This is a genomic window from Streptomyces sp. NPDC093795 (assembly GCF_044764665.1).
Classification (GTDB): Bacteria; Actinomycetota; Actinomycetes; order Streptomycetales; family Streptomycetaceae; genus Streptomyces.
The window spans coordinates 126,053-148,320 of sequence record NZ_JBIWIO010000014.1 but is presented as its reverse complement, the minus strand read 5'-3'; the positions used below and the strand labels follow the sequence as shown (position 1 = coordinate 148,320).

General features: G+C 73.0%; 3 protein-coding genes. All 3 read right to left on the bottom strand.

Features of this window, described 5'->3' with window-relative positions; all coding sequences use genetic code 11:
- Window positions 1–47: 47 nt before the first annotated feature.
- Window positions 48–257, bottom strand: a complete 210-nt coding sequence (locus ACIRB7_RS31180; RefSeq protein WP_403605359.1) for an MbtH family protein — start codon at window positions 255–257, stop codon at window positions 48–50.
- 78 nt (window positions 258–335) lie between these two features.
- The gene (locus ACIRB7_RS31175; RefSeq protein ID WP_403605356.1) at window positions 336–8,147 is read right to left on the bottom strand and encodes an amino acid adenylation domain-containing protein; all 7,812 of its coding nucleotides are present in this window, start codon (window positions 8,145–8,147) and stop codon (window positions 336–338) included.
- A gap of 62 nt (window positions 8,148–8,209) precedes the next feature.
- Window positions 8,210–22,102 carry an amino acid adenylation domain-containing protein gene (locus ACIRB7_RS31170; RefSeq protein WP_403605353.1) on the bottom strand — a complete coding sequence of 4,631 codons (13,893 nt, stop codon included), beginning with the start codon at window positions 22,100–22,102 and terminating at the stop codon, window positions 8,210–8,212.
- Window positions 22,103–22,268 lie beyond the last annotated feature (166 nt).

Genomic DNA, 22,268 nt, shown 5'->3' with positions numbered 1-22,268 from the left:
GGGCCCCGGCCGGTTCGGCCGGGGCCCCGCCCCTTTCGCGTGCCCGCTCAGGCGCCCATCGCCTCGACGAGGCTCTTGGGCCGCATGTCGGTCCAGTGGGTGTTGACGTACTCGACGGCCTCGGCGCGCGAGGTCTCGGCCAGGGCGGTCTCCCAGCCGGCCGGTACCTCGGCGAAGGACGGCCACAGGGAGTGCTGGCCCTCGTCGTTGACCAGGACCAGGTAGGTGGCGTTCTCGTCCTCGAAGGGGTTGCTCATGGGGTGTTTCCTCTCGTGTGTCACGTCCGCTGTCCGCGGGGTCTGCTCGCTGCGGTGCTCCGCAGGTCTTCGTGCCGTCTACCTGCCGGGGGCGGCAGCCTCGGCGATCTCGCGCAGGCCGTCGGCGAAGGCCCGCGCGAGCCGTTCGACGGTCTCGCGCCGGTGCAGCGCGGCCGAGTAGGTCCAGACGAACTCCATGCGCTCCCCGGACACGCTGCCCGTCACGTCCAGCACGTTGGTACGGAGTTCGGCGGGCGCGTGGTCGCCGCCGGGACCCGGCAGGAAGCCGTGGTAGAAGCCTTGTCCCCCGCCCTGGCCGCCGAACTGGCCCAGGTAGTTGAAGGAGACCGGCACCATCGGCAGGTCCGTCAGCCCCGCCCGCTGCTCCTCGGCTCCCAGGTGGGCCAGGGCGCCGAAGCCGATGCCGTTGCGGGGCACCCGGCGCAGCTGCCGCTTGACCGCCGAGACGGTCCGGCGCCAGTCCGCGTCGTCCGGCAGGTCGAGGGAGACCGGGTAGACCGTGGTGAACCAGCCGGCCGTACGGGAGAGGTCGACGTCATCGAACAACTCCTCGCGGCCGTGGCCCTCCAGCTCCACCACCACCCGGTTCGAACCGGTCCACTCCGCGAGGGCCCGGCCCAGCGCGGCCAGCAGCACGTCGTTGACGCGGCTGCGGAGGACACCCGGCACCCGCTGCAGCAGCAGCCGGGTGTGCTCCTCGGACAGGGCGGCGGCCACCGTCTCCTGCGAGGCGACGGTGTTGCCCCCGCCGGGGTGGTCCAGCGGCACCTCGACCGGTGCGCCGTCGAGGACGCCCGCCCAGTGGGCGGCCTCGTCGTCGAAGCCGCCGTCGCGGGTGAACTCCGCGAGCCGGCCGGCCCATTCGGGGAAGGAAGTGGACTTGGCGCCCAGTTCGGGACGCTTCCCGGCGGCGAGCTGCTCGTAGGCGGCAGCGAGGTCCTCCAGGAGCACCCTCCAGGTGACCCCGTCGACCACCAGGTGGTGGGCGCCGAGCAGCAGCCGGGCGGGGCGGCCGGCGCCGCGGTCGAACGCGACCGCCTCGAACAACGGACCGGTCTCCAGCCGCCCGGTGGGCCGCGCGCGGTGGGCCCGCTCACGGATCACCTCGTCGAGCCGGTCGTCGCTCATCCCGGAGGCGTCGACGGTCTGCCAGACGTGCGCCGCGTCGTGCGGCTGGTCGTCGTGCGCCGCGATCCGCTGCGTCCACACGCCGTCCTGGCGCGTGACGCGCAGCCTGAGCATGTCGTGCTGCTCCAGGACGGCCGCGACGGCCCGGGGCATCAGGGCCAGGTCGACGCCCGGGTCGAGTTCGACGAGCAGGGTCATGTCGAAGTGCTCGGGCGCCTCGGGGTGGCTGTGCAGGAACCAGTCCTGCACCGGGGTGAGCGGAACCTCTCCCCTCACCGCGCCCTGCTCGGCCGCCACCTCACGGAGGCCGGCCGAGGGCGTGTCCGCGCCCGCGTCCAGCCCGGCCGCGAGTCCGGCCACGGTCTGCCGGACGAACACGTCCTTCGAGGTCAGGACGAGACCGGCCTTACGGGCCCGGGACACCAGCTGGATGCTGAGGATGGAGTCACCGCCGAGTTCGAAGAAGTTGTCCTCGACCCCGACGCGTTCGACGCCGAGCAGCTCGGCCCAGACGCCGGCGAGCACCCGCTCCGTCGGGGTGCGCGGCTCCACGTAGGCGGCACCGGCCAGGGCGTCGTGGGACGGCTGCGGCAGGGCCCTGCGGTCCAGCTTGCCGTTGGCGTTGAGCGGGAGCTCGTCGAGGAGCACGACGGCCGCGGGGACCATGTACTCGGGCAGGGCCGCGGAGGCCGCCGCCCTGATCTCGCGGGCGGAGACGTCATCGGCCACCGCGTAGGCGGCCAGCCGGCGGACGCCGGGCGAGTCCTCCCGTACGACGACGACGGCGTGCCGGACCCCGGGCACGGCGGCCACGACGGCCTCGATCTCGCCGAGTTCGACGCGGAAGCCGCGGATCTTGACCTGGTTGTCGGCGCGGCCGATGAACTCCAGTTCGTGGTCCGGGGTCCAGCGCACCACGTCACCGGTGCGGTACAGGCGCGCGCCCGCCGGGCCGAAGGGGTCGGCGACGAACCGTTCCGCGGTCAGGTCGGGCCGGTCGGCGTACCCCTGGGCGACGCCGGCGCCGCCCAGGTACAGCTCGCCGTGCACGCCGACGGGCACCGGCCGCAGCGAGGCGTCCAGGACGTGCGCGCGCGTCCCCGGCATGGGGCGGCCTATGAGAGGCCGCTCGCCCTCGCGGATCGGCCAGTACACGCTGTTCACGGTGTTCTCGGTGGGACCGTAGAAGTTGTAGCCGGTGGTCACCCCGGCTGCGCGCAGCCGGGCGAGCAGGGCCGCGTCGAGCGCCTCGGCGCCGACGGTGATCACCTGCGGGCGGTGTCGGCCCTCGTCGAGGAGCCCTGCCGCGACGAGCTGGGTGAGGTACGACGGGGTCGCGTCGAAGTAGTCGATGCGCCACTCGTCCAGGCTGCGGCACAGCTTCTCGGCGTCCAGCCGGGTCCGTTCGTCCACCACGTGCAGGTGGTGGCCGTGGATCAGCCACACCAGGGGATCCCAGGACGCGTCGAAGGAGAAGGCCGCGATGTGCGCGGCGCGGCGCGGCACGTCAGGATCCGGCAGCACGTCGAGGACGACGGTCCGGTAACCGTCGATCATGGCCCGCAGATTGCCGTGGCCGATCACGACGCCCTTGGGGGTGCCGGTGGAGCCGGACGTGTACATCACATAGGCGGGATGGGCGTCGGTGAGCGGCCGGGTGCGCTCGGCGTCGGTCAGCGGCGAGCCGTCCCCCTCCGCGAGCGCGGCGGCCGCCTCCCCGTCCACGGTCGTCACGTCGACGTCGGGGCCGAGCAGCTCACGCAGCGCGGTCGCGCTCGCCTCGATGGTGAGGACGCTGTGCGGGCGGGCTCGGCCGATGATCGAGCGGATCCGGTCGTCGGGGTACGAGGGGTCGACGGGTACGTAGGCGGCGCCGGCCCGCAGCACCGCGAACACGGCCGTCACCGTGTCGGCGGTGCGCGGCAGGACCAGTGCGATCCGGTCGCCGGGTCCGGCACCGGAGGCGACGAGCCGGCGGGCCAGCCGGTTGACGCGGGCGTCGAGTCCGCCGAAGGACAGCGTGACGTCCCCCGCGGTCAGCGCGGGCCGCTCCGGGTGCGCGGCGGCGGTCTCGGCCAGGCCGCGCAGGACGTGCCCGCGGCCGGCTTCGAGGGCGGGCCCGGACGCGGCGGCCAGCAGCTCGCTCCGGGTGGCGTCGGACAGCGGGTCGAGGTCGCGCAGGGTGCGGCCGTCGTCCTCGGCCAGCAGCCGCAGGAGCGCGACGAGTTGGTCGGCGAGGCGGACGACCGTCCCGGGGTCGAACAGGTCGGTGTTGTACTCCAGCGCGGCGAGCAGCCGGCCGTCCACCTCGCCGAAGTCCAGGCTGAGGTCGAACAGCGCGTGCTCGCGGACCAGCGGGTGCTCGGTGAGGACCAGGCCGTCGAGGTGGGGAGCCTCCCCCGGCGCGTTCTGCAGCGCGACGACCGCCTGGACCAGGGTGGGCCGCGAGGGGTCGCGCTCGGGCGCCACCGCCTCCACCACCCGGTCGAAGGGCACGTCGGCGTGCTCGAAGGCGTCGAGGACGGTCTCCCGGACCCCGGCGAGCAGCTCGGCGACGGTCGCCGACTCGTCGATCCGGGTGCGCAGCGCCAGCGTGTTGACGAAGAACCCGACGATGTTCTCCAGCTCCGCGCGTTCCCGGCCGGAGGCGACCGTTCCGACGGTGACGTCGTCCTGCCCGGTCCAGCGGGCCAGCAGCAGCTGCACGGCGGCGGTGAGCGTCATGAACAGGGTGGCGCCGTGCGCCCGTCCGAGCCGGTGCAGCCCCTTCAGGACGTCGGCGGGCACCGCGAACTCGTGCACCGCTCCGGCGGTGCCACGCACGGTGGGACGCGGGCGGTCGGTGGGCAGCTCCAGCGGCTGGGCCCCGGCCAGCAGCCGCGCCCAGTGGTCCAGAGAGGCCCGGAGGTCCGCGGAGGACTCCCGGCGCTTCTGCCAGACGGCGAAGTCCGCGTACTGCAGCGGAAGTCCGGCGAGTCCGGCGCGTACGGGCAACTCGGCGACGGGTGTGTCCGGGTGGGACATCGCCGCCGCGTACAGGGCGCAGAGCTCCCGGCTGATCACGGACATCGACCAGGCGTCGGTGACGATGTGATGGATGCTCAGCAGCAGGACGTGCTCATCGGCGCCGAGCCCGACGAGCAGCAGCCGCAGCAGCGGCCCCTCGTCCAGCACGAAGGGCCGCTGGATTTCCGTGGCGAGCAGTGCGTCGAGGTCCGCGGGGGGCCGGCCGGTCAGGTCGGTGAAGGGCAGCGGTACGGGTGCCGCAGGACGGACGACCTGCTCCGGGCTGCCGTCCCGGGAGACGAAGACGGTGCGCAGCGACTCGTGCCGGTGCACCAGGGCGTCCGTGGCCTTCCGCAGCGCCGCCCGGTCCAGCGGGCCGGAGAGCCTGAGCGCACCGCCCGAGTTGTACTCGGAACCGCCCGGTCCGAAGTCGTCCAGGAACCACAGACGGCGCTGCGCGTACGACAGCGGCAGCGGCTCGTCCCGCGGCGCGGGCGTGATCGGGCCGCCGTCCCTGCCCCCACCGCCCGCGGAGGCGTCCAGGAGCGCGGCGAGGCCGGCGATCGTCGGCCGGTCGAACACGCTGCGCGGCGGCAGCCGCACCCCGAGCGCGTCCGCGGCGCGGGACAGCATCCGGACGCTGCCGATGGAGTCGCCGCCGATCCGGAAGAAGTTGTCGTGCACGCCCGGGTTCTCCAGGCCGAGCAGTTCGGCCCAGATCCCGGCGAGCACCGTCTCGGTGGGGGTGGCCGGGGCTACGTGTCCCACACCCGACTGGCCGACCCAGTCGACGGCGGGCAGCGCCTTGCGGTCCACCTTGCCGTTGCTGGTCAGCGGGACCGCGTCGAGCAGGCAGAACGCGGACGGCACCAGGTGGTCCGGCAGGAGCGCGGCCAGCCGCTCCCGCAGCCCGTCCGCGGTCAGCGCCCCGGGCGCGGCCGGCACGGCGTACGCGACGAGCCTGCGGTCGGCGCCGCTGCCCTGGACGTCCACGACGGCCTGCGCCACCCCGGGCAGCCGCACCAGGGTGCCCTCGACCTCGCCGGGCTCGATGCGGTGGCCGCGGATCTTCAGCTGGCCGTCGGATCGTCCCAGGAACTCCAGTTCGCCGTCGTCGCGCCGGCGCACCAAGTCGCCGCTGCGGTACATGCGCGCGCCCGCCGGGCCGAAGGGATCGGCGACGAACCGCTCGGCGGTGAGGGCGGACCGCTGCCAGTAGCCGTATGCCAGGCCGTCCCCCGCGATGTACAGCTCGCCGGGCACGCCGGGCCCGACCGGTCGCAGCCAGCGGTCCAGGACGTACACCCTGGTGCCCTCGATCGCGGTGCCGATCGGCGGGGTGGCCGCACCGGACAGCGGGGCGCTCATGGTGGCACACACGGTGGACTCCGTGGGCCCGTACGCGTTGAACATCCGGCGCCCGCTGGAGAACTCCGCGACCAGCTCGCCGGGGGTGGCCTCGCCCGCCACCAGCAGCGCCCGCAGCGGCCGTAGGTCCCCGGGTGTGAGACTGGGCAGCAGCGCGGGCGGCAGCGTCACATGGGTGACGCCGTGCACGTCCAGCGCCCGGACGAGTCCTTCGCCGCGCAGCTGTTCCCTCGGCAGCACCACGGCCGTGGCGCCGTTCAGCAGCGCCACGGTCAGTTCGGCGATCGCCGCGTCGAAGGCGGGCGAGGCGAACCGCAGCATCCGCGTTCCCGGGCCGACGTCCATGCGGGCGCCCTGCGCCGCGGCCAGGGAGGCGATGCCGCGGTGGCCGACGAGCACGCCTTTGGGGCGGCCGGTGGAACCCGAGGTGTAGATCATGTACGCGGCGTCGTCGACCGTGGCGAGCTGCGGCGCGGGCTCGCAGGCAAGGACCTCGTCGCGCACCCGGTCGAGCAGGATCCGCTCGACCGTGTCCGGGAGCACCCCGGCGACGTCCGTGTCGGTGATGACGGTACGCACCCCCGAGTCGTCCAGGACGTAGGCGAGGCGCTCCGCCGGATAGCCGGGGTCCAGCGGCAGATAGACCCCGCCCGCCTGCATGATGCCGAGCAGCGCGACCACCTCGTCGGCGCCCTGCTCCAGGCACACGCCGACGAACTCGCCCCGACGCAGGCCGCCGCGGCGCAGGTACGTGGCGAAGCGCCCGGCGCGGTCGGCGAGTTCGGCGAAGCTCAGCCGCTCCCGGTCGGAGACGACCGCGAGCTCCCCGGGGTGCCGCGCGGCCCGCACGGCGAGGAGTTCGCCGATGGTGCGCGGCGTCGGGCCCGCCGCGCCCCGGCCGGCGTCCAGTGCCCGCGCGCGGCCGTCGGGGCCGAGCGGTTCGGTGTCCCGCAGCGGCCGGGGGTCAGCCGCCGCGCCGAGGGCCGCGCACAGGTCACGGGCGAGCCGTTCGACCGTGCCCGCGTCGAACAGCTCGGTGGCGAATTCGATCTGCGCGTCCAGACCGTCGGCGGTCTCCAGGAACTCGAAGGTCAGGTCGAAGACGGAGTGCTCGCGTCTCAGCGGGTAGGCGTCGGCCGCGAGCCCGCCGAGGCCGGTCCGCCGCCCGCTGTCCAGGTTCTGCAGGACCACCGTGGCCTGCACCAGCGGCGGTACGGAGGCGTCCCGCTCGTCCAGGACGGCGTCCACGACGGCGTCGAAGGGCACCTCCGCGTGGTCCAGGTCGGCCAGCACGCCGTCCTTGACGTCGGCGAGCAGCTCCCCGAAGGTCCGCCGCTCGTCCACCTGCCCGCGCAGTGCCACCGTGTTGACGAAGAAGCCGACCGTCTGGCGCAGTTGCGGGTCGTCCCGGCCGGCCACGACCGTGCCGACGACCACGTCGTCGGAGCGGGTCCAACGGGACAGCACCAGCCGGACGCCCGCGACCAGCACCGCGAACAGGTTGGCGTCCTGCGCGGCGGCGGCCTGCCGCATGGCGTCCGCGGTGGCCTTCGGGACACGGAAGACGTGCGCGCCGCCGCCGGTGCCGCGCACCGGCGGGCGCGGCCGGTCGGTGGGCAGGTCCAGCGGCTCCGCCCCGGCCAGCTTGGTCCGCCAGTGGTCCAGGGATCGTTCGTAGCGCTCCCCGCTGAGCCGTTCGCGCTGCCACACCGCGTAGTCCGCGTACTGCACGGCCGGTTCGGCCAGGTCCGCGGCGGCGGGCAGCTCGGCGACGGGCGCCGCGGGCCGCTCCAGCGCGGCCCGGTAGAGCCCGTCCAGCTCGGACCGCAGCACCCCCATCGACCAGCCGTCGGTGACGATGTGGTGCATCGCCACCAGCAGCACGTGCCGCTGGTCCCCGGCCCGCACCGTGTGGGCTCGTAACAGGGGCCCCGTGGTCAGGTCGAAGGGCCGGCCCAGGCGCTCGCGCAGCGCCTCGGCCAAGGCCTCCTCGTCGCCCTCCTCGATGTGCTCGAAGACCATCGCGTCCACGGCCTCCCGCGCCGGCCGCACCCGCTGCACGCCCCGGCCGTCGCTCTCGTGGAAGGTGGTGCGCAGCGCCTCGTGCCGCACGACGAGCGCGGCGCAGGCGCGGCGCAGCGCCTCGGGGTCGAGGTCGCCGCGCAGCTCCAGACAGAGGCCCGAGTTGTAGTCCGCACGTCCGGGCTCCAGCTGGTCGAGGAACCACAGCCGCTGCTGGGAGTACGACAGGGGCAGGTCGCCGCCCCGGGGGACGCGGGCGATCCTGTTCCGGTCCTCGCGGGTCTGCTGCGCCGCCAGTCGGCGGAGCATCTCCTGCTTCAGCCGTTCCTTGCGGTCGAGGGTCATCGCACTGTCCTCCGGCGCTGATTCGTGTGGTGCTTGCGGGCATTCGGTGAGGGGGCCATGGCTCAGGCGGGATCCTCGAGGTCCCCGAGCTCCGCGAGAACGGCTTCCTCGACGACCTCGGCGAAGGCCCGCAGCGTCTGGTGCGCGAACAGCGACCGGGTGGGCATCCGCACCCCGAAGGCGGCCTCGACGGCGCCGATGACCTGGATGCCGCGGACCGAGTCGCCGCCGATCTCGAAGAAGTTGTCGTGCGCTCCGACCCGTTCGAGACCGAGGATCCCGGCCCAGACGCCGGCGAGCGCCTCTTCCGTGACGCCTTCCGGCGCCTCGTAGCGGTCCTCCGACAGCCGGGACCAGTCGGGCACGGGCAGCGCCCGGCGGTCCACCTTGCCGTTCGGCGTCAGCGGCAGCGCGTCGATGGGCAGCAGGACCGTCGGCACCATGTACGCGGGGAGCACCCCGGCCAGCTTGGCCCGTACGTCCTCCGGCCCGGGCGGGGCCGCCGGGTCCTCCGGCAGGAGGTGTCCGACCAGCTGCTCGGCCCCGGACGGCGTGTCGACGACGGCCACGGCGGCGCGGGCGACGCCCGGGCAGTCGGCGAGCGCGTTCTCGATCTCGCCGAGCTCGACGCGGAAGCCGCGGATCTTGACCTGCCCGTCGGCACGGCCGATGAACTCGATCCGGCCCTCGGCGCGCCGGCGGACCACGTCGCCGGTGCGGTACAGGCGCCCGCCGGCGGTGAACGGGTCGGCGACGAACCGCTCGGCGGTCAGCGCGGGCCGGTTCTCGTACCCGCGGGCCACTCCGTCACCCGCGAGGTACAGTTCGCCCGCCACTCCGACCGGCACCGGCCTCAGCAGCTCGTCCAGGACGTACGCCCGGGTGTTGTCCATCGGCCGGCCGATGGGCGTCACCGCCGCCCGCGCCTCGTCGCCGGTGATCGGGGTGCAGGTGGCGAAGGTGGTCGTCTCCGTGGGGCCGTAGACGTGCACGACGGTGGTGTCCGGGCAGGCCTCGGCGACCCGGACGAAGGCCGCGGGCTGCGCGGCCTCGCCGCCCGTCCACACCTCCCGCAGTCCGCCGAAGCAGCCTGGGTCCTCCTGGGCGAACAGGTTGAACAGCGCGGTCGTCAGGAACATCGCCGTGACTCCGTACTCCGTGGCGCAGCGGCGGATGACCCCGGCGGTCAGGTCCCCGGCCGGCGCGACGGCGACGGTGCCGCCGGCGAGCAGCGGGGCCCAGACCTCGTACGTGGCGGCGTCGAAGGCGTGCGGCGAGTGGAACAGCACCCGTTCGTGCGCGCCGCGCCAACGTCGGTCCCAGGTCAGTGCCACGACGTTGTGGTGGCTGACGGTGACACCCTTGGGGGTGCCGGTGGAGCCTGACGTGAACATCACATACGCGGTGGAGTGGGCGGGCACCCGCGGCAGCGCGGCGCCCACGTCCTCCGGGCCGGCGTCGCCCTTCGCGTCGTACACGATCACCGGTGGCTCGGGCTCGACGAGCCGGTCGAGCATCGAGGTGTCGGCGACGACCGCCGCGGCGGCGGTGTCCTCAAGAAGCCACGCCACCCGGTCGGCCGGGAAGGCCGCGTGCACGGGTACGTACGCCCCGCCCGCCTTCAGTACGGCCAGCATCGCCACGACCACCCGCACGGAACGCGGCATCAGGAGCAGCACCCGCGACTCGGGGCCGACGCCCGCCTGACGCAGTCGGCGGGCCAGCCCGTCCGCCTCGGCGTCGAGTTCGGCGTACGTCAGCAGCTCGTCCTCGCCGACGACGGCGACCGCGTCCGGCCGCAGTGCCACCTGATCGGCGAACAGCTCGGGCACGCTGCGGCCGGGCACCTCGGTGGCACCCCCGTCCTGGAAGACCGCCAGGGCCGGGTCCTGCCGGACCGGCAGGCGGCCGAGCGGCACGTCGGGCCCCCCGGCCATGGCCCGGACCAGGTCGCCGAGGTGGTCCAGCAGACCGCGCGCGGTCTGCTCGTCGAAGTGCCGGGGATCGTAGCCGAGGACCAGCCGCACCTTGTCGCCGGAGTACGCGCTGAGCGTGAGCGGGTAGTTGGTGGCCTCGTTGGCGGTGACCGACTCGACGGCCAGGCCGTGAGCCCGGGCGCTGTCCTCGTCGACGGGGTAGTTCTCGAAGACGACCAGGCTGTCGAAGAGCGTGGTGTCCGCCGGGAGCCCGGCCTCCGCCTGGATCCGGGCCAGGGAGACGTAGTCGTGTCGCCGGGACTCGGTCTGCCGCAACTGGATGTCCCGCAACCATGCGGCGACCGGCTCGCGCGGGTCGACACGGATCCGCACCGGCAGGGTGTTGATGAAGATGCCGATGGTGGACTCGACGTCCGGCAGGTCGGTGGGCCGGCCCGAGGTCGTCGCGCCGAAGACCAGGTCGGTACGGCCGGAGTACGCCGACAGCAGCAGCGCCCAGGCACCTTGGACGACGGTGTTGACGGTGAGGCGGTGTCGCTTGGCGAAGCCGAGCACGGCGTCCGAAAGACCGGCCGGGAGGTCCAGTTCCTGGCGCTCGGTGGCCCGCGCGGCGCGGACGTCCTCGGGCACCCTGTCGTAGGGCAGGGGGACAGGTGTGTCGTAGCCGGCGAGGACTTCGCGCCAGTAGGCGTGCGCGGTCTCCGCGTCCTGCTCCCGGAGCCAGGCGTGGTAGTCCCGGAAGGAGGGGCGTGGGGGCAGAGTGCCGCCGCGGTAGGCGGTGAACAGGTCGGCCATCAGCAGCGGGAGGCTCCAGCCGTCGAGGAGGATGTGGTGGAACGTCCACACCACCTGCACCCGAGTCTCGGAGAGCCGGAACAGCGCCACCCGGGACAGCGGCGCCACCGTCAGATCGATACCCGACCGCTCGTCCGCCGCCGTGAACTCCGCCAGCGCCGCCCGCTGCTCCTCCTCCGACAGACCGCTCCAGTCCCCGACGGTGACGGGCAGGACGACATCGCGCCGGACGACCTGGACGGGCCGCTCGACGCCCTGCCAGGCGATCGTCGTCCGCAGCGCGGGCGTGGCGTCGACGACCTGCTGCCAGGCGCGGGCGAGCCCTTGGACGTCCGCGACGCCGTCGAGCACCAGGAGCGTCTGCTCGAAGTAGGAGGAGGAATCGGGTTCCAGGAGGCTGTGGAAGAGCATGCCCTGCTGCATCGGGGTCAGCGGATAGATGTCCTCCACCTGCCGGCCGTCCCCGGCCAGCCGGTCCACCTCGGCCTGGGTGAGCGAGGCGAGCGGGAAGTCGGACGGAGTCACCCCGCCCGCGCCGTCGGCGACGCAATGCGCGATCAGTTCCGTGAGCTCCGTGATGAGCCGTTCGGCCAGGCCGGCCACCGTGCTCTCGTCGTGCACGGCGGTCGAGTACGCCCACTCGAACACCAGCCGCCCGTCCACCACCCGGCCGACCACGTCCAGCAGATGCGCTCGCAACTCCACCGGGGCGTACTCACCCCCGGGGGCGAGGTCCGAGGCGGCGAAGAGCCGTCCCTCGCCGGCCGACGCGTCGAACTGGCCGAGGTAGTTGAAGCTGACCTGGGGGGTGGGCAGTTCTTCCAGCTCGCCGCGGAGGTGGCGCAGGGCGCCGTAACCCAGACCGCGGTGCGGGATCGCCCGCAGCAGCTCCTTGGTGTGCTTGATCTGCGTGTCCCAGCCCTCATGCGCTTCGAGGGCGACCGGGAACATCGTGGTGAACCAGCCCACCGTCCGCGACAGATCCACCCCCTCGAACAACTCCTCACGACCATGGCCTTCGAGGTCGACAAGCAACCGCCGCTCCCCCGACCACCCGCACAACACCCGCGCAAGAGCCGCAAGAAGCACGTCGTTGACCTGCGTCCGATACGCCCCAGGCACCTCCTGCAACAGCCGACGCGTCAACTCCACCGAAAGCCCGGCCCGCACCGACTCCTGCGTGCCCATCAGGTTGGAGCCCGCACCGTCCACCGGGACGTCGACGGACGCACCCTCGGTCAGCGCGGCCCAGTAGGGCAGTTCAGCGTCGAAGCCGCCCTGCTCCGTGTACTCGCCCAGACGTGCCGCCCACTGCTGGAACGGGGTGGTCTTCGCGCCGAGCGGGACACGGCGGCAAACGCTGTCCAGATCCTCCAGAAGGACACGCCAGGACACACCGTCGACAACCAGATGGTGCGCCGCCAACAGCAGCCGGGATCCGCCCACGGTGCCTCCGTCGAAGAACACCACCCGCACCAACGGCCCCCGCGCCAGATCCAGCCCCGACTGCACCCGCAGCGAGTGTTCCCGCACCACCTCGTCCAGCACCCGCCCGGACAGACCCGAGACATCCACCGTCTCAAGCACCCGCCCGACGTCCTCCGACCCGGCGAGCGACAGCTTCCCCTCCACCACCCGCAACCGCAGCATGTCGTGCTGCGCAAGCAGCACCCCGACCGCCTCCGGCAGCACACCCGCATCGAAACCGTCCGCCACCTCCAGCAGCACCGCCATGTTGAAATGCCCCGGCGCCTGCGGATGCGTCCCGAAGAACCAGTCCACGATCGGCGTCACCGCCACCTCACCCGTCACCGGACCCTGGTCGGCTGCCGGTGCCGCGCCCTGGCCGGGTGCGGCGGTCTCGGCGAGGCCGGCGACGGTCTGCCGGGCGAAGACGTCCTTCGAGGTGAGGTGGACACCCTCGCGACGGGCGCGGGAGACCACCTGGATGCTCAGGATCGAATCGCCCCCCAGATCGAAGAAGTTGTCGTGCACCCCGACCCGCTCCACACCCAGCACCGACGCGAACACACCCGCAAGCACCCGCTCGGTCACATCGCGCGGAGCGACATACGCAGAGTCCTCGGCAGCGGCCCAGACCGGGTCCGGCAGCGCCTTGGTGTCGATCTTGCCGTTGGAAGTGAGCGGGAGTTCGTCCAGCGCCACCACGGCCGCCGGGACCATGTGCGCGGGCAGGATCTCGCCGACGTGGGCGCGCAGATCGGCGGCGTCCAGGGCCGTACCGGCCTCGGGGACGACGTACCCGACGAGCCGCTTGGATCCGGGGCGGTCCTCACGGACCGTGACCACGGCCTGGTCGACCCCCGGCCGGGCGAGCAGCGCGGCCTCGATCTCGCCGAGCTCGACGCGGAAACCGCGGATCTTCACCTGGTTGTCGACGCGGCCCAGGTACTCCAGCTCGCCGTCGGTGCGTCGGCGGACCACGTCACCGCTGCGGTACATCCGGGCTCCGGACGCGCCGAACGGGTCGGCGACGAACCGCTCGGCGGTCAGGCCGGGCCGTCCCCAGTAGCAGCGGGCGAGTCCGGCGCCGCCGATGTACAGCTCGCCCGCGACCCCGTCCGGCACCGGCCGCAGGAACGCGTCCAGGACGTACAGCGCGGTGCCCTCGACCCTGGTGCCGATCGGCGGCGCGGCACTGCCGGACAGCGGGTCGCTCAGCGTGACGCATACGGTGGTCTCGGTCGGGCCATAGGCGTTGATCAGGCAGCGCTCCCGCGACCACCGGTCGGCGAGTTCGCCGGGCAGCGCCTCGCCGCCCGTCAGCAGGACGGCGAGTCCGGGCACCTCCCGGGGGTCCATGGTGGGCAGGACGGCGGGCGGCAGGAGCGCGTGCGTCACCTTGAAGTCGCGGATGACCTGGGCGAGTTCGTCACCGGCGAGCCCGCCGCGGGACGGTGTGACGAGTGCGGCGCCGTTGAGGAGGGAGCAGGTCACCTCGAAGACCGCTGCGTCGAAGCTCGGTGAGGCGAACTGGAGGGTGCGCGAGTCCGGCGTGATCCGCATCCGGTCCCGCTGGGTGCGCGCCAGGTCGGCCACACCCCGGTGGCTGACCACGACGCCCTTGGGGCGGCCTGTCGACCCGGACGTGTAGATCACGTACGCGGCGTCGTCGAGGCCGACCTCCGGCGCCGTGACCTCGTCGGCGGCGGTCAGTTCGTCCAGGATCAGCTGCCGCTCGGTACCGGGGACGACCTCGACGAGGGAGCGTTGGGTGAGGACCGTACGGACGCCGGAGTCATCGACCATGTACTGGAGGCGGTCGAGCGGGTACGTCGGGTCCATCGGCAGATAGGCCGCACCGGCCTTCATCACACCCAGGTAGGACACGGTCTGGGACGGGCCGCGCTCCAGGCAGACGCCGACGAACGCCCCGCGCTCCACGCCTTGTGCGCGCAGCGCGCGGGCGACCCGGTCGGAACGGGCGTCGAGTTCGGCGAAGGTCAGCTGCTCATGTTCCCCGACGAGGGCGACGCGCTCCGGGTGCCGCGCGGCCTGCTCGGCGAACAGCGAGACGAAGGTTCCGGCGGCAGCACCCCGCTGTACGGGGCCGGCCAGTACGGTCTGCTCCTCGTCCGGCGTGAGCAGCGGTACGGCGGCCAGCCGGCGTCCGGGCTCGGCGACGAGTGCGGTCAGCAGGTGGACCAGCCGGTCAAGGAGCCGCCGGGCGGTGTCCGTGTCGAAGTGGTGCGGGTCGTAGCGCAGGTGGAAACTGATCCGGGCGCCGTCGTAGGCGGCCAGCGTCAGCGGGTAGTTGGTGGCCTCGTTGGCGGTGACGGCCTCGACGGTCAGGCCGTGGGCTCGGGCGCTGTCCTCGTCGACGGGGTAGTTCTCGAAGACGACCAGGCTGTCGAAGAGCGTGGTGTCCGCCGGGAGCCCGGCCTCCGCCTGGATCCGAGCCAGGGAGACGTAGTCGTGGCCGCGTGCCTCGGACTGCTGCAGCTGAATACCCCGCAGCCATTCGGCGACCTGCCGGTCCGGTTCGATGCGGATCCGGACCGGCAGCGTGTTGATGAAGAGACCGACGGCCGACTCGACGTCCGGCAGGTCGGTGGGCCGGCCCGAGGTCGTCGCGCCGAAGACCAGGTCCGTCTGGCCCGAGTGGGTCGAGAGCAGCAGCGCCCAGGCCGCCTGTACCACGGCGTTGACGGTGAGCCGGTGACGCTTGGCGAAGTCGTGCGCGGCACCGGTCAGGTCGGCGGACAGGTCGTCGACCAGCCGGGCGGTCGAGCGGGCGGCGCGGACGTCCTCGGGCACTCTGTCGTAGGGCAGGGGGACGGGTGTGTCGTAGCCGGCGAGGACTTCGCGCCAGTAGGCGTGCGCGGTCTCCGTGTCCTGCTCCCGGAGCCAGGCGTGGTAGTCCCGGAAGGAAGGCCGCGAGGGGAGGTCGCCGCCGCGGTAGGCGGTGAACAGGTCGGCCATCAGCAGCGGGAGGCTCCAGCCGTCGAGGAGGATGTGGTGGAACGTCCACACCACCTGCACCCGAGTCTCGGAGAGCCGGAACAGCGCCACCCGGGACAGCGGCGCCACCGTCAGATCGATGCCCGTCCGCTCGTCCGCCGCCGTGAACTCCGCCAGCGCCGCCCGCTGCTCCTCCTCCGACAGACCGCTCCAGTCCCCGACGGTGACGGGGAAGACGGCCGAGCGGTGGACCCGCTGGACCGGCTCGGCCAGATCCTCCCAGGCGAGGGAGGTACGCAGGACGGGCACGGCGTCCGCGACCTGTTGCCAGGCCCGGGCGAGTCCCTGGATGTCGGTGACTCCGTCGAGCCCGAACATGATCTGCTCGAAGTAGGAGGAGGAATCGGGTTCCAGGAGGGTGTGGAAGAGCATGCCCTGCTGCATCGGGGTCAGCGGATAGATGTCCTCCACCTGCCGGCCGTCCCCGGCCAGCCGGTCCACCTCGGCCTGGGTGAGCGAGGCGAGCGGGAAGTCGGACGGAGTCACCCCGCCCGCGCCGTCGGCGAGGCAATGCGCGATCACGTCAGTGAGTTCGGCCATGAACCGCTGGGCCAGGCCGGCCACCGTGCTCTCGTCGTGCACGGTGGTCGAATACGCCCACTCGAACACCAGCCGCCCGTCCACCACCCGGCCGACCACGTCCAGCAGATGCGCACGCTCCTCCACCGGGGCGTACTCACCCCCCGGATTCAGCTCGATCGACGTGAACAGGCCGTCCTCGGCACGCAGGTCGAACCGACCCAGGTAGTTGAAGCTGACCTGGGGGGTGGGCAACCCTGCCAGCTCGCCGCGGAGGTGGCGCAGAGCGCCGTAGCCCAGGCCGCGGTGCGGGATCGCCCGCAACGACTCCTTGGTGTGCTTGATCTGCGCGTCCCAGCCCTCATGCGCTTCGAGGGCGACCGGGAACATCGTGGTGAACCAGCCCACCGTCCGGGACAGATCCACCCCCTCGAACAACTCCTCACGACCATGGCCTTCGAGGTCGACAAGCAACCGCCGCTCCCCCGACCACCCGCACAACACCCGCGCAAGAGCCGCAAGAAGCACGTCGTTGACCTGCGTCCGATACGCCCCAGGCACCTCCTGCAACAGCCGACGCGTCAACTCCACCGAAAGCCCGGCCCGCACCGACTCCTGCGTGCCCATCAGGTTGGAGCCCGCACCGTCCACCGGGATCTCCGCCTCGGCGCGCGCGGTGGCCTCGGTCCAGTACGACGTCTCCGCGTCGAAGCGGCCCTCGGTGGCGGCGGCCGTCAGCATCCGGGCCCACTGCTGGAACGAGGTGGTCTTCGCGCCGAGCGGGACACGGCGGCAAACGCTGTCCAGATCCTCCAGAAGGACACGCCAGGACACACCGTCGACAACCAGATGGTGCGCCGCCAACAGCAGCCGGGATCCGCCCACGGTGCCTCCGTCGAAGAACACCACCCGCACCAACGGCCCCCGCGCCAGATCCAGCCCCGACTGCACCCGCAGCGAGTGTTCCCGCACCACCTCGTCCAGCACCCGCCCGGACAGACCCGAGACATCCACCGTCTCAAGCACCCGCCCGACGTCCTCCGACCCGGCGAGCGACAGCTTCCCCTCCACCACCCGCAACCGCAGCATGTCGTGCTGAGCCAGCAGCGCCCCGACCGCCTCCGGCAGCACACCCGCATCGAAACCGTCCGCCACCTCCAGCAGCACCGCCATGTTGAAATGCCCCGGCGCCTGCGGATGCGTCCCGAAGAACCAGTCCACGATCGGCGTCGCCGCCACCTCACCCGTCACCGGACCCTGGTCCGCGAGAGTCCGCCCACCACCGGCCGGAACGGCCACGGCCGCCAGACCCGCGACAGTCTGCCGGGCGAAGACGTCCTTCGAAGTGAGACGCAGGCCCCCCTTACGGGCGCGGGAGACCACCTGGATGCTCAGGATCGAATCACCCCCCAGATCGAAGAAGTTGTCGTGCACCCCGACCCGCTCCACACCCAGCACCGACGCGAACACACCCGCAAGCACCCGCTCGGTCACATCGCGCGGAGCGACATACGCGGCGCCGGCCAGGACCTCCTGGGAGGGCGCGGGCAGAGCGCGCCGGTCGACCTTGCCGTTGCTGTTCAGGGGCAGGGCTGCGAGCGGGGTCAGTTCCGCGGGGAGCATGTACTCGGGGAGCCGGTCGCCCAGCCGGGCCCGGATGCCGTCGAGGTCGAGCGGTGTGTTCCGGCTCCGCTCCGGCACCACGTAGCCGATGATGCGCTTGCCGCCGGCCTCGGTGCCGTGCACCATGACCGTCGCCTCGCCGATCTCCGGCCGGGCGAGCAGCGCGGCCTCGATCTCGCCGAGCTCGACGCGGAAACCGCGGATCTTCACCTGCGCGTCGACGCGGCCCAGATACTCCAGTTCGCCGTCGGGCGACCAACGGACCAGATCGCCGGTGCGGTAGAGGCGCTCGCCGGGCGCGGCCGGGTGGGCGACGAAGCGCTCGGCGGTGAGGTCGGGGCGGGCCCAGTAGCCGCGGGCGAGTCCGGCGCCGCCGATGTACAGCTCGCCCGTGACCCCGGCCGGCACCGGCCGCAGGAATTCGTCGAGAACCAGCAGCCGGGTGTCGTCGAGGGCGGTGCCGATCGGCAGCGTCGGCGCTTCGCCGTCGTGCGGCGCATAGGCGTGGACGGTGGCGAAGGTGGTGGTTTCGGTGGGTCCGTAGGCGTTGCAGAGCAGCAGATCCGGGCAGGCCTCGGCGACCCTGCGGACGGCCGGCATGCTCGCGGTCTCGCCGCCGGTGAGCACCGCACGCAGGCCGGAGAAGCACTCCGGCAGCTGGTTGGCGTACAGGTTGAACAGCGCGGAGGTGACGAACGTCGAGTGGACGCCGTGGGCGTCGACCAGTGCGCCGAAGGCCTCCGCGTCGAGCTGCTCCGGCGGGGCGACGACCACGCTGCCGCCGTTCAGCAGGGGCGTCCAGATCTCGAAGGTCGCCGCGTCGAACGCGTGCGAGGAGTGGAAGAGCGTCCGCTCGTGGCGGCCGTCGCGCCAGCGGCTGTCGACGGCGAGCCGGGTGATGTCCTCGTGGGTGATGCCCACGCCCTTGGGGGTTCCGGTGGAACCCGAGGTGAACATGACGTAGGCGAGCTGCTCCGGGTGGTGCGTGGCGGTCGCGGGGAGCGGTTCCCGCCGGCTCTCGTCGACGAAAGGCCCCGATGTCGCCCGGCCGCCCTCGTCGAGGACGATCAGGGGCAGCCCGGTGTCCTGCGGGACCCGGTCTGCCGACGTCTCGTCGGTGATCACGCAGACCGCGCCGGCCTGTTCGGTCAGCGCCCGGACCCGGTCGAGCGGATACCCGGTGTGTGCCGGTACGTAGGCGCCGCCCGCGCGCAGCACGGCGAGCATGGCGACCACGACCTGCACGCCGCGTTCCAGGACGAGCACGACCCGCGTCTCGGATCGCACCCCGGCGGCCCGCAGGCGGTGGGCCAGGGCCTCGGCGCGGGAGTCGAGTTCGGCGTAACTGAGATCTTCGGAGGGGCCGATGAGGGCCGTCTCGTCCGGCACCCTCGCGGCGACGTCCGCGAACAGTTCGGGGACGCCCGGCACCCGGTCCTGCGGAGCGCGGCCGGTCCACCGGGCGAGCTGCCGCCGCTCGTCGGGCGACAGGAGGTCCAGGGCGGCGAGCGGCAGACGCGGCTGCGCGGTGGCCAGGGAGACGAGGCGGCGCAGCCGCTCGCCGAGCCGACGGGCCGTCGGCTCCTCGAACAGGTCGGTGTTGTACTCGACGGCGACCCGCAGGGCGCCGTCGCGTTCCTCGTACTCCACCACCAGGTCGAACAGCGAGCGGGTGCGCGGCAGCGGCACCTCGTCGACGTCGAGGCCGGGCAGGTCGACCTGCTGGGGCAGGGTGTTCTGGAGCACCATCATGGCCTGGAACAGCGGGGTGCGGCTGGGGTCGCGCTCGGTGACCAGCTCCTCGACCAGCCGGTCGAAGGGGAGCTCGTGGTCGAAGGCCTGCCCGACGGTGGTGCGCACGCCGTCGAGGAAGGACGTCACGGTGTCCGTGGTGCGCGCTCTGGAGCGGATGACGACGGGGTTGACGAAGAAGCCGACCAGGTCATCGGTCTGCCGGTGGTCCCGGCCCGCGGAAGCGACACCGAGGGTCACGTCGCGGCTGCCGGACACGGTCGCCAGCAGCAGCTGGGTCAGCGCGGTCAGCGTCATGAAGAGGGTCGCGCCACGGCCCCGGCCCAGCTCCTTCAGCGCATGGGTCTCGTCGGCGGTCAGCTCGAAGCGGTGCACGGCGCCCTTGGTGGTACGGACCTCGGGGCGCGGCCGGTCGGTGGGCAGCGCGAGCGGCTGCAGCTCGTCCAGCTGCCGCTGCCAGTAGGCGAACCGGTCGGAGGCCGCCGCGCGGTCCCAGCGGGCCTGCTCCCAGGCGGCGAAGTCGGCGTACTGCACGGACAGCTCGGCCGGCGGGGCCGCCCGCGGGTCGGTCGCGGCCTGGTAGAGCGCCTTGAGGTCCTTGGTCAGCACGTCCAGGGACCAGCCGTCGCTGACGATGTGGTGGGTGCTCAGGACCAGGACGTGCTCGTCGTCGGCGAGCCGCACCAGCACCGTCCGCAGCAGCGGACCCGCCGTCAGGTCGAACGGCGTCTCCACCTCCGCGAGCAGCAGCGCGGACAGCGCCGCCTCGCGCTCGGTGCCGGGCAGGGCTGACAGGTCCCGCTCGTCGAGCACGAGCGGCGCGTCGGTGACGCCGTGCACCCGCTGGACGGGGTGGCCGCCGTCCTCGTGGAAGGTGGTGCGCAGCGACTCGTGGCGGGCGAGCAGCCCGCGCAGGGCGGTGGTCAGGGCGGCTACGTCAAGGCCGCCGCACAGCCGGTAGGCGCTGCCCGTGTAGTACTCGGTGGAGTCACCCTCGTACTGGTCGAGGAACCACAGACGGCGCTGCGCGGACGACAGCGGCAGCGGGCGGTCACGGGCGGCTTGCGGGATGCCGTCGTCGACGGCGTCGGAAGCCAGTCCTCCGGCCACGAGTCCGGCGACGGTGGGGTGGGCGAACAGTGCGCGCCGCCCGGCCCGTGCGCCCAGCCGGGCCTCGATGCGTGACAGGGCCTGAACGGCGCGGATGGAGTCGCCGCCGAGGTCGAAGAAGTCGTCGTGGACACCGATCCGGGCCACGCCGAGGATCTCGGCGAACACCTCGGCGACGGCCTCTTCGCGGGGGTCGCGCGGGGCGACGTACTCGCCGACCAGCTGGCCGGGGGACGGCTCGGGCAGCGCGGCACGATCGATCTTGCCGTTGACGGTGAGCGGCAGCGCGTCCAGTACGACGACGGCCGACGGCACCATGTAGTCCGGCAGTTCGCGCCCGAGGGCCGAACGGACCGCGGCGGGCGTGGGCGCCTCGGTCACGGTGCCGGGGGCGGCCGTCGCGGCGTCGGGGACCACGTACGCCACGAGACGGCGGTGGCCGGGGAGGTGTTCCCGTACCAGCGCGACGGCATGGGCGATGCCGGGCAACCGCATGGCGGCGGCCTCGATCTCGCCGGGTTCGATGCGGAAGCCGCGCATCTTGACCTGGTCGTCGACGCGGCCGACGAACTCCAGTTCGCCGTCGGCGGTGCTCCGTACCCGGTCACCGGTGCGGTACATCCGTGCCCCGGAGGGTCCGTACGGGTCGGCGACGAAACGTTCCCCCGTGAGATCGGGACGGCCCCGGTAACCGCGGGCCAGCCCCTCGCCCGCGATGTAGAGCTCACCGGTGGCGCCCGCCGGGACCGGCCGCAGCCGCTCGTCCAGGACGTACACCTCGGTGCCCTCGACCGAGACGCCGAGCGGCGGGGTACCGCTGCCGCTCATCGGCTCGCTCATGGTGGCGCACACGGTGGCCTCGGTCGGTCCGTAGCCGTTGTACATGCGGCGGCCTCGCGACCACAGATCGACCAGCTCGCCCGGGCACGCCTCACCGGCCACCATCAGGGCGGTGAGGCCGGGCAGGTCCTCGGGGTTCATGGTGGGCAGCACGGCGGGCGGCAGCGTCGCATGGGTGACCTCGAAGTCGCGCAGCGCCTGGGCCAGTTCGGCGCCCGCCAGTCCGCCGCGGTCGAGCACGACGAGGGCCGCGCCGTTCAGCAGCGACTTGGTGACCTCGAAGACCGCCGCGTCGAAACTGGGCGAGGCGAACTGCAGCACCCGCGAGTCGGGGGTGACCTCCATCCGCTCCCGCTGGGTGCGGGACAGGTCGGCGATGCCGCGGTGGGTGACGACGACGCCCTTGGGGCGGCCGGTGGAGCCCGAGGTGTAGATCATGTACGCGGCGTCGTCAGGACCCAGCTCCACGGCGGGCGCGTCCGCCCGCGCCGCGTCGTCCAGATCCGCCACGAGCAGCCGCTGCGGCCCGTCCGGCACCACCTCGGCGACGGACGGCTGGGTGATCACCAGGCCGATCCCGGAGTCGTCCGTCATGTAGCGCAGCCGCTCCACCGGATAGGCCGGGTCCAGCGGTACGTACACGCCGCCCGCCCGCATGACGGCGAGCATCGACACCACCAGGGCGGTGCCGCGCTCCAGGCACACCCCGACCGGCGTCCCGCGCCGCACCCCGTGGCCGTGCAGCACGGCGGCCGCCCGCCCCACACGCGCGTCCAGCTCCGTGTAGCTCATGGATCCGGATTCGGCCATCAGCGCGGTCGCGTCCGGCCGGCGGGCCACCTGCGCGCCGAACAGCGCCGGCAGCGTCCGGTACTCCGCGTGCTGGGCAGAAGCCACGGTTGCTACTCCTTCAAGAGCGGTGTGCGCCGCCGCGTCGGTCGGGCGCGAGAAGGGCCGCACGCCGGTGCGACACCGCGCGCGAGGAATGGGCAGGGCGGAGCCGCCGGTCGGGCCGGCGGCAGCGCGAAAGGGGGAGGGGACGAGAGCGTGGGGGACGGACGAA

What these genes read in the sequence shown, in the direction of transcription:
- ACIRB7_RS31180 (WP_403605359.1), bottom strand. Translation starts at nt 257, where the DNA reads ATGAGCAACCCCTTCGAGGACGAGAACGCCACCTACCTGGTCCTGGTC.
- ACIRB7_RS31175 (WP_403605356.1), bottom strand. Translation starts at nt 8,147, where the DNA reads ATGACCCTCGACCGCAAGGAACGGCTGAAGCAGGAGATGCTCCGCCGA.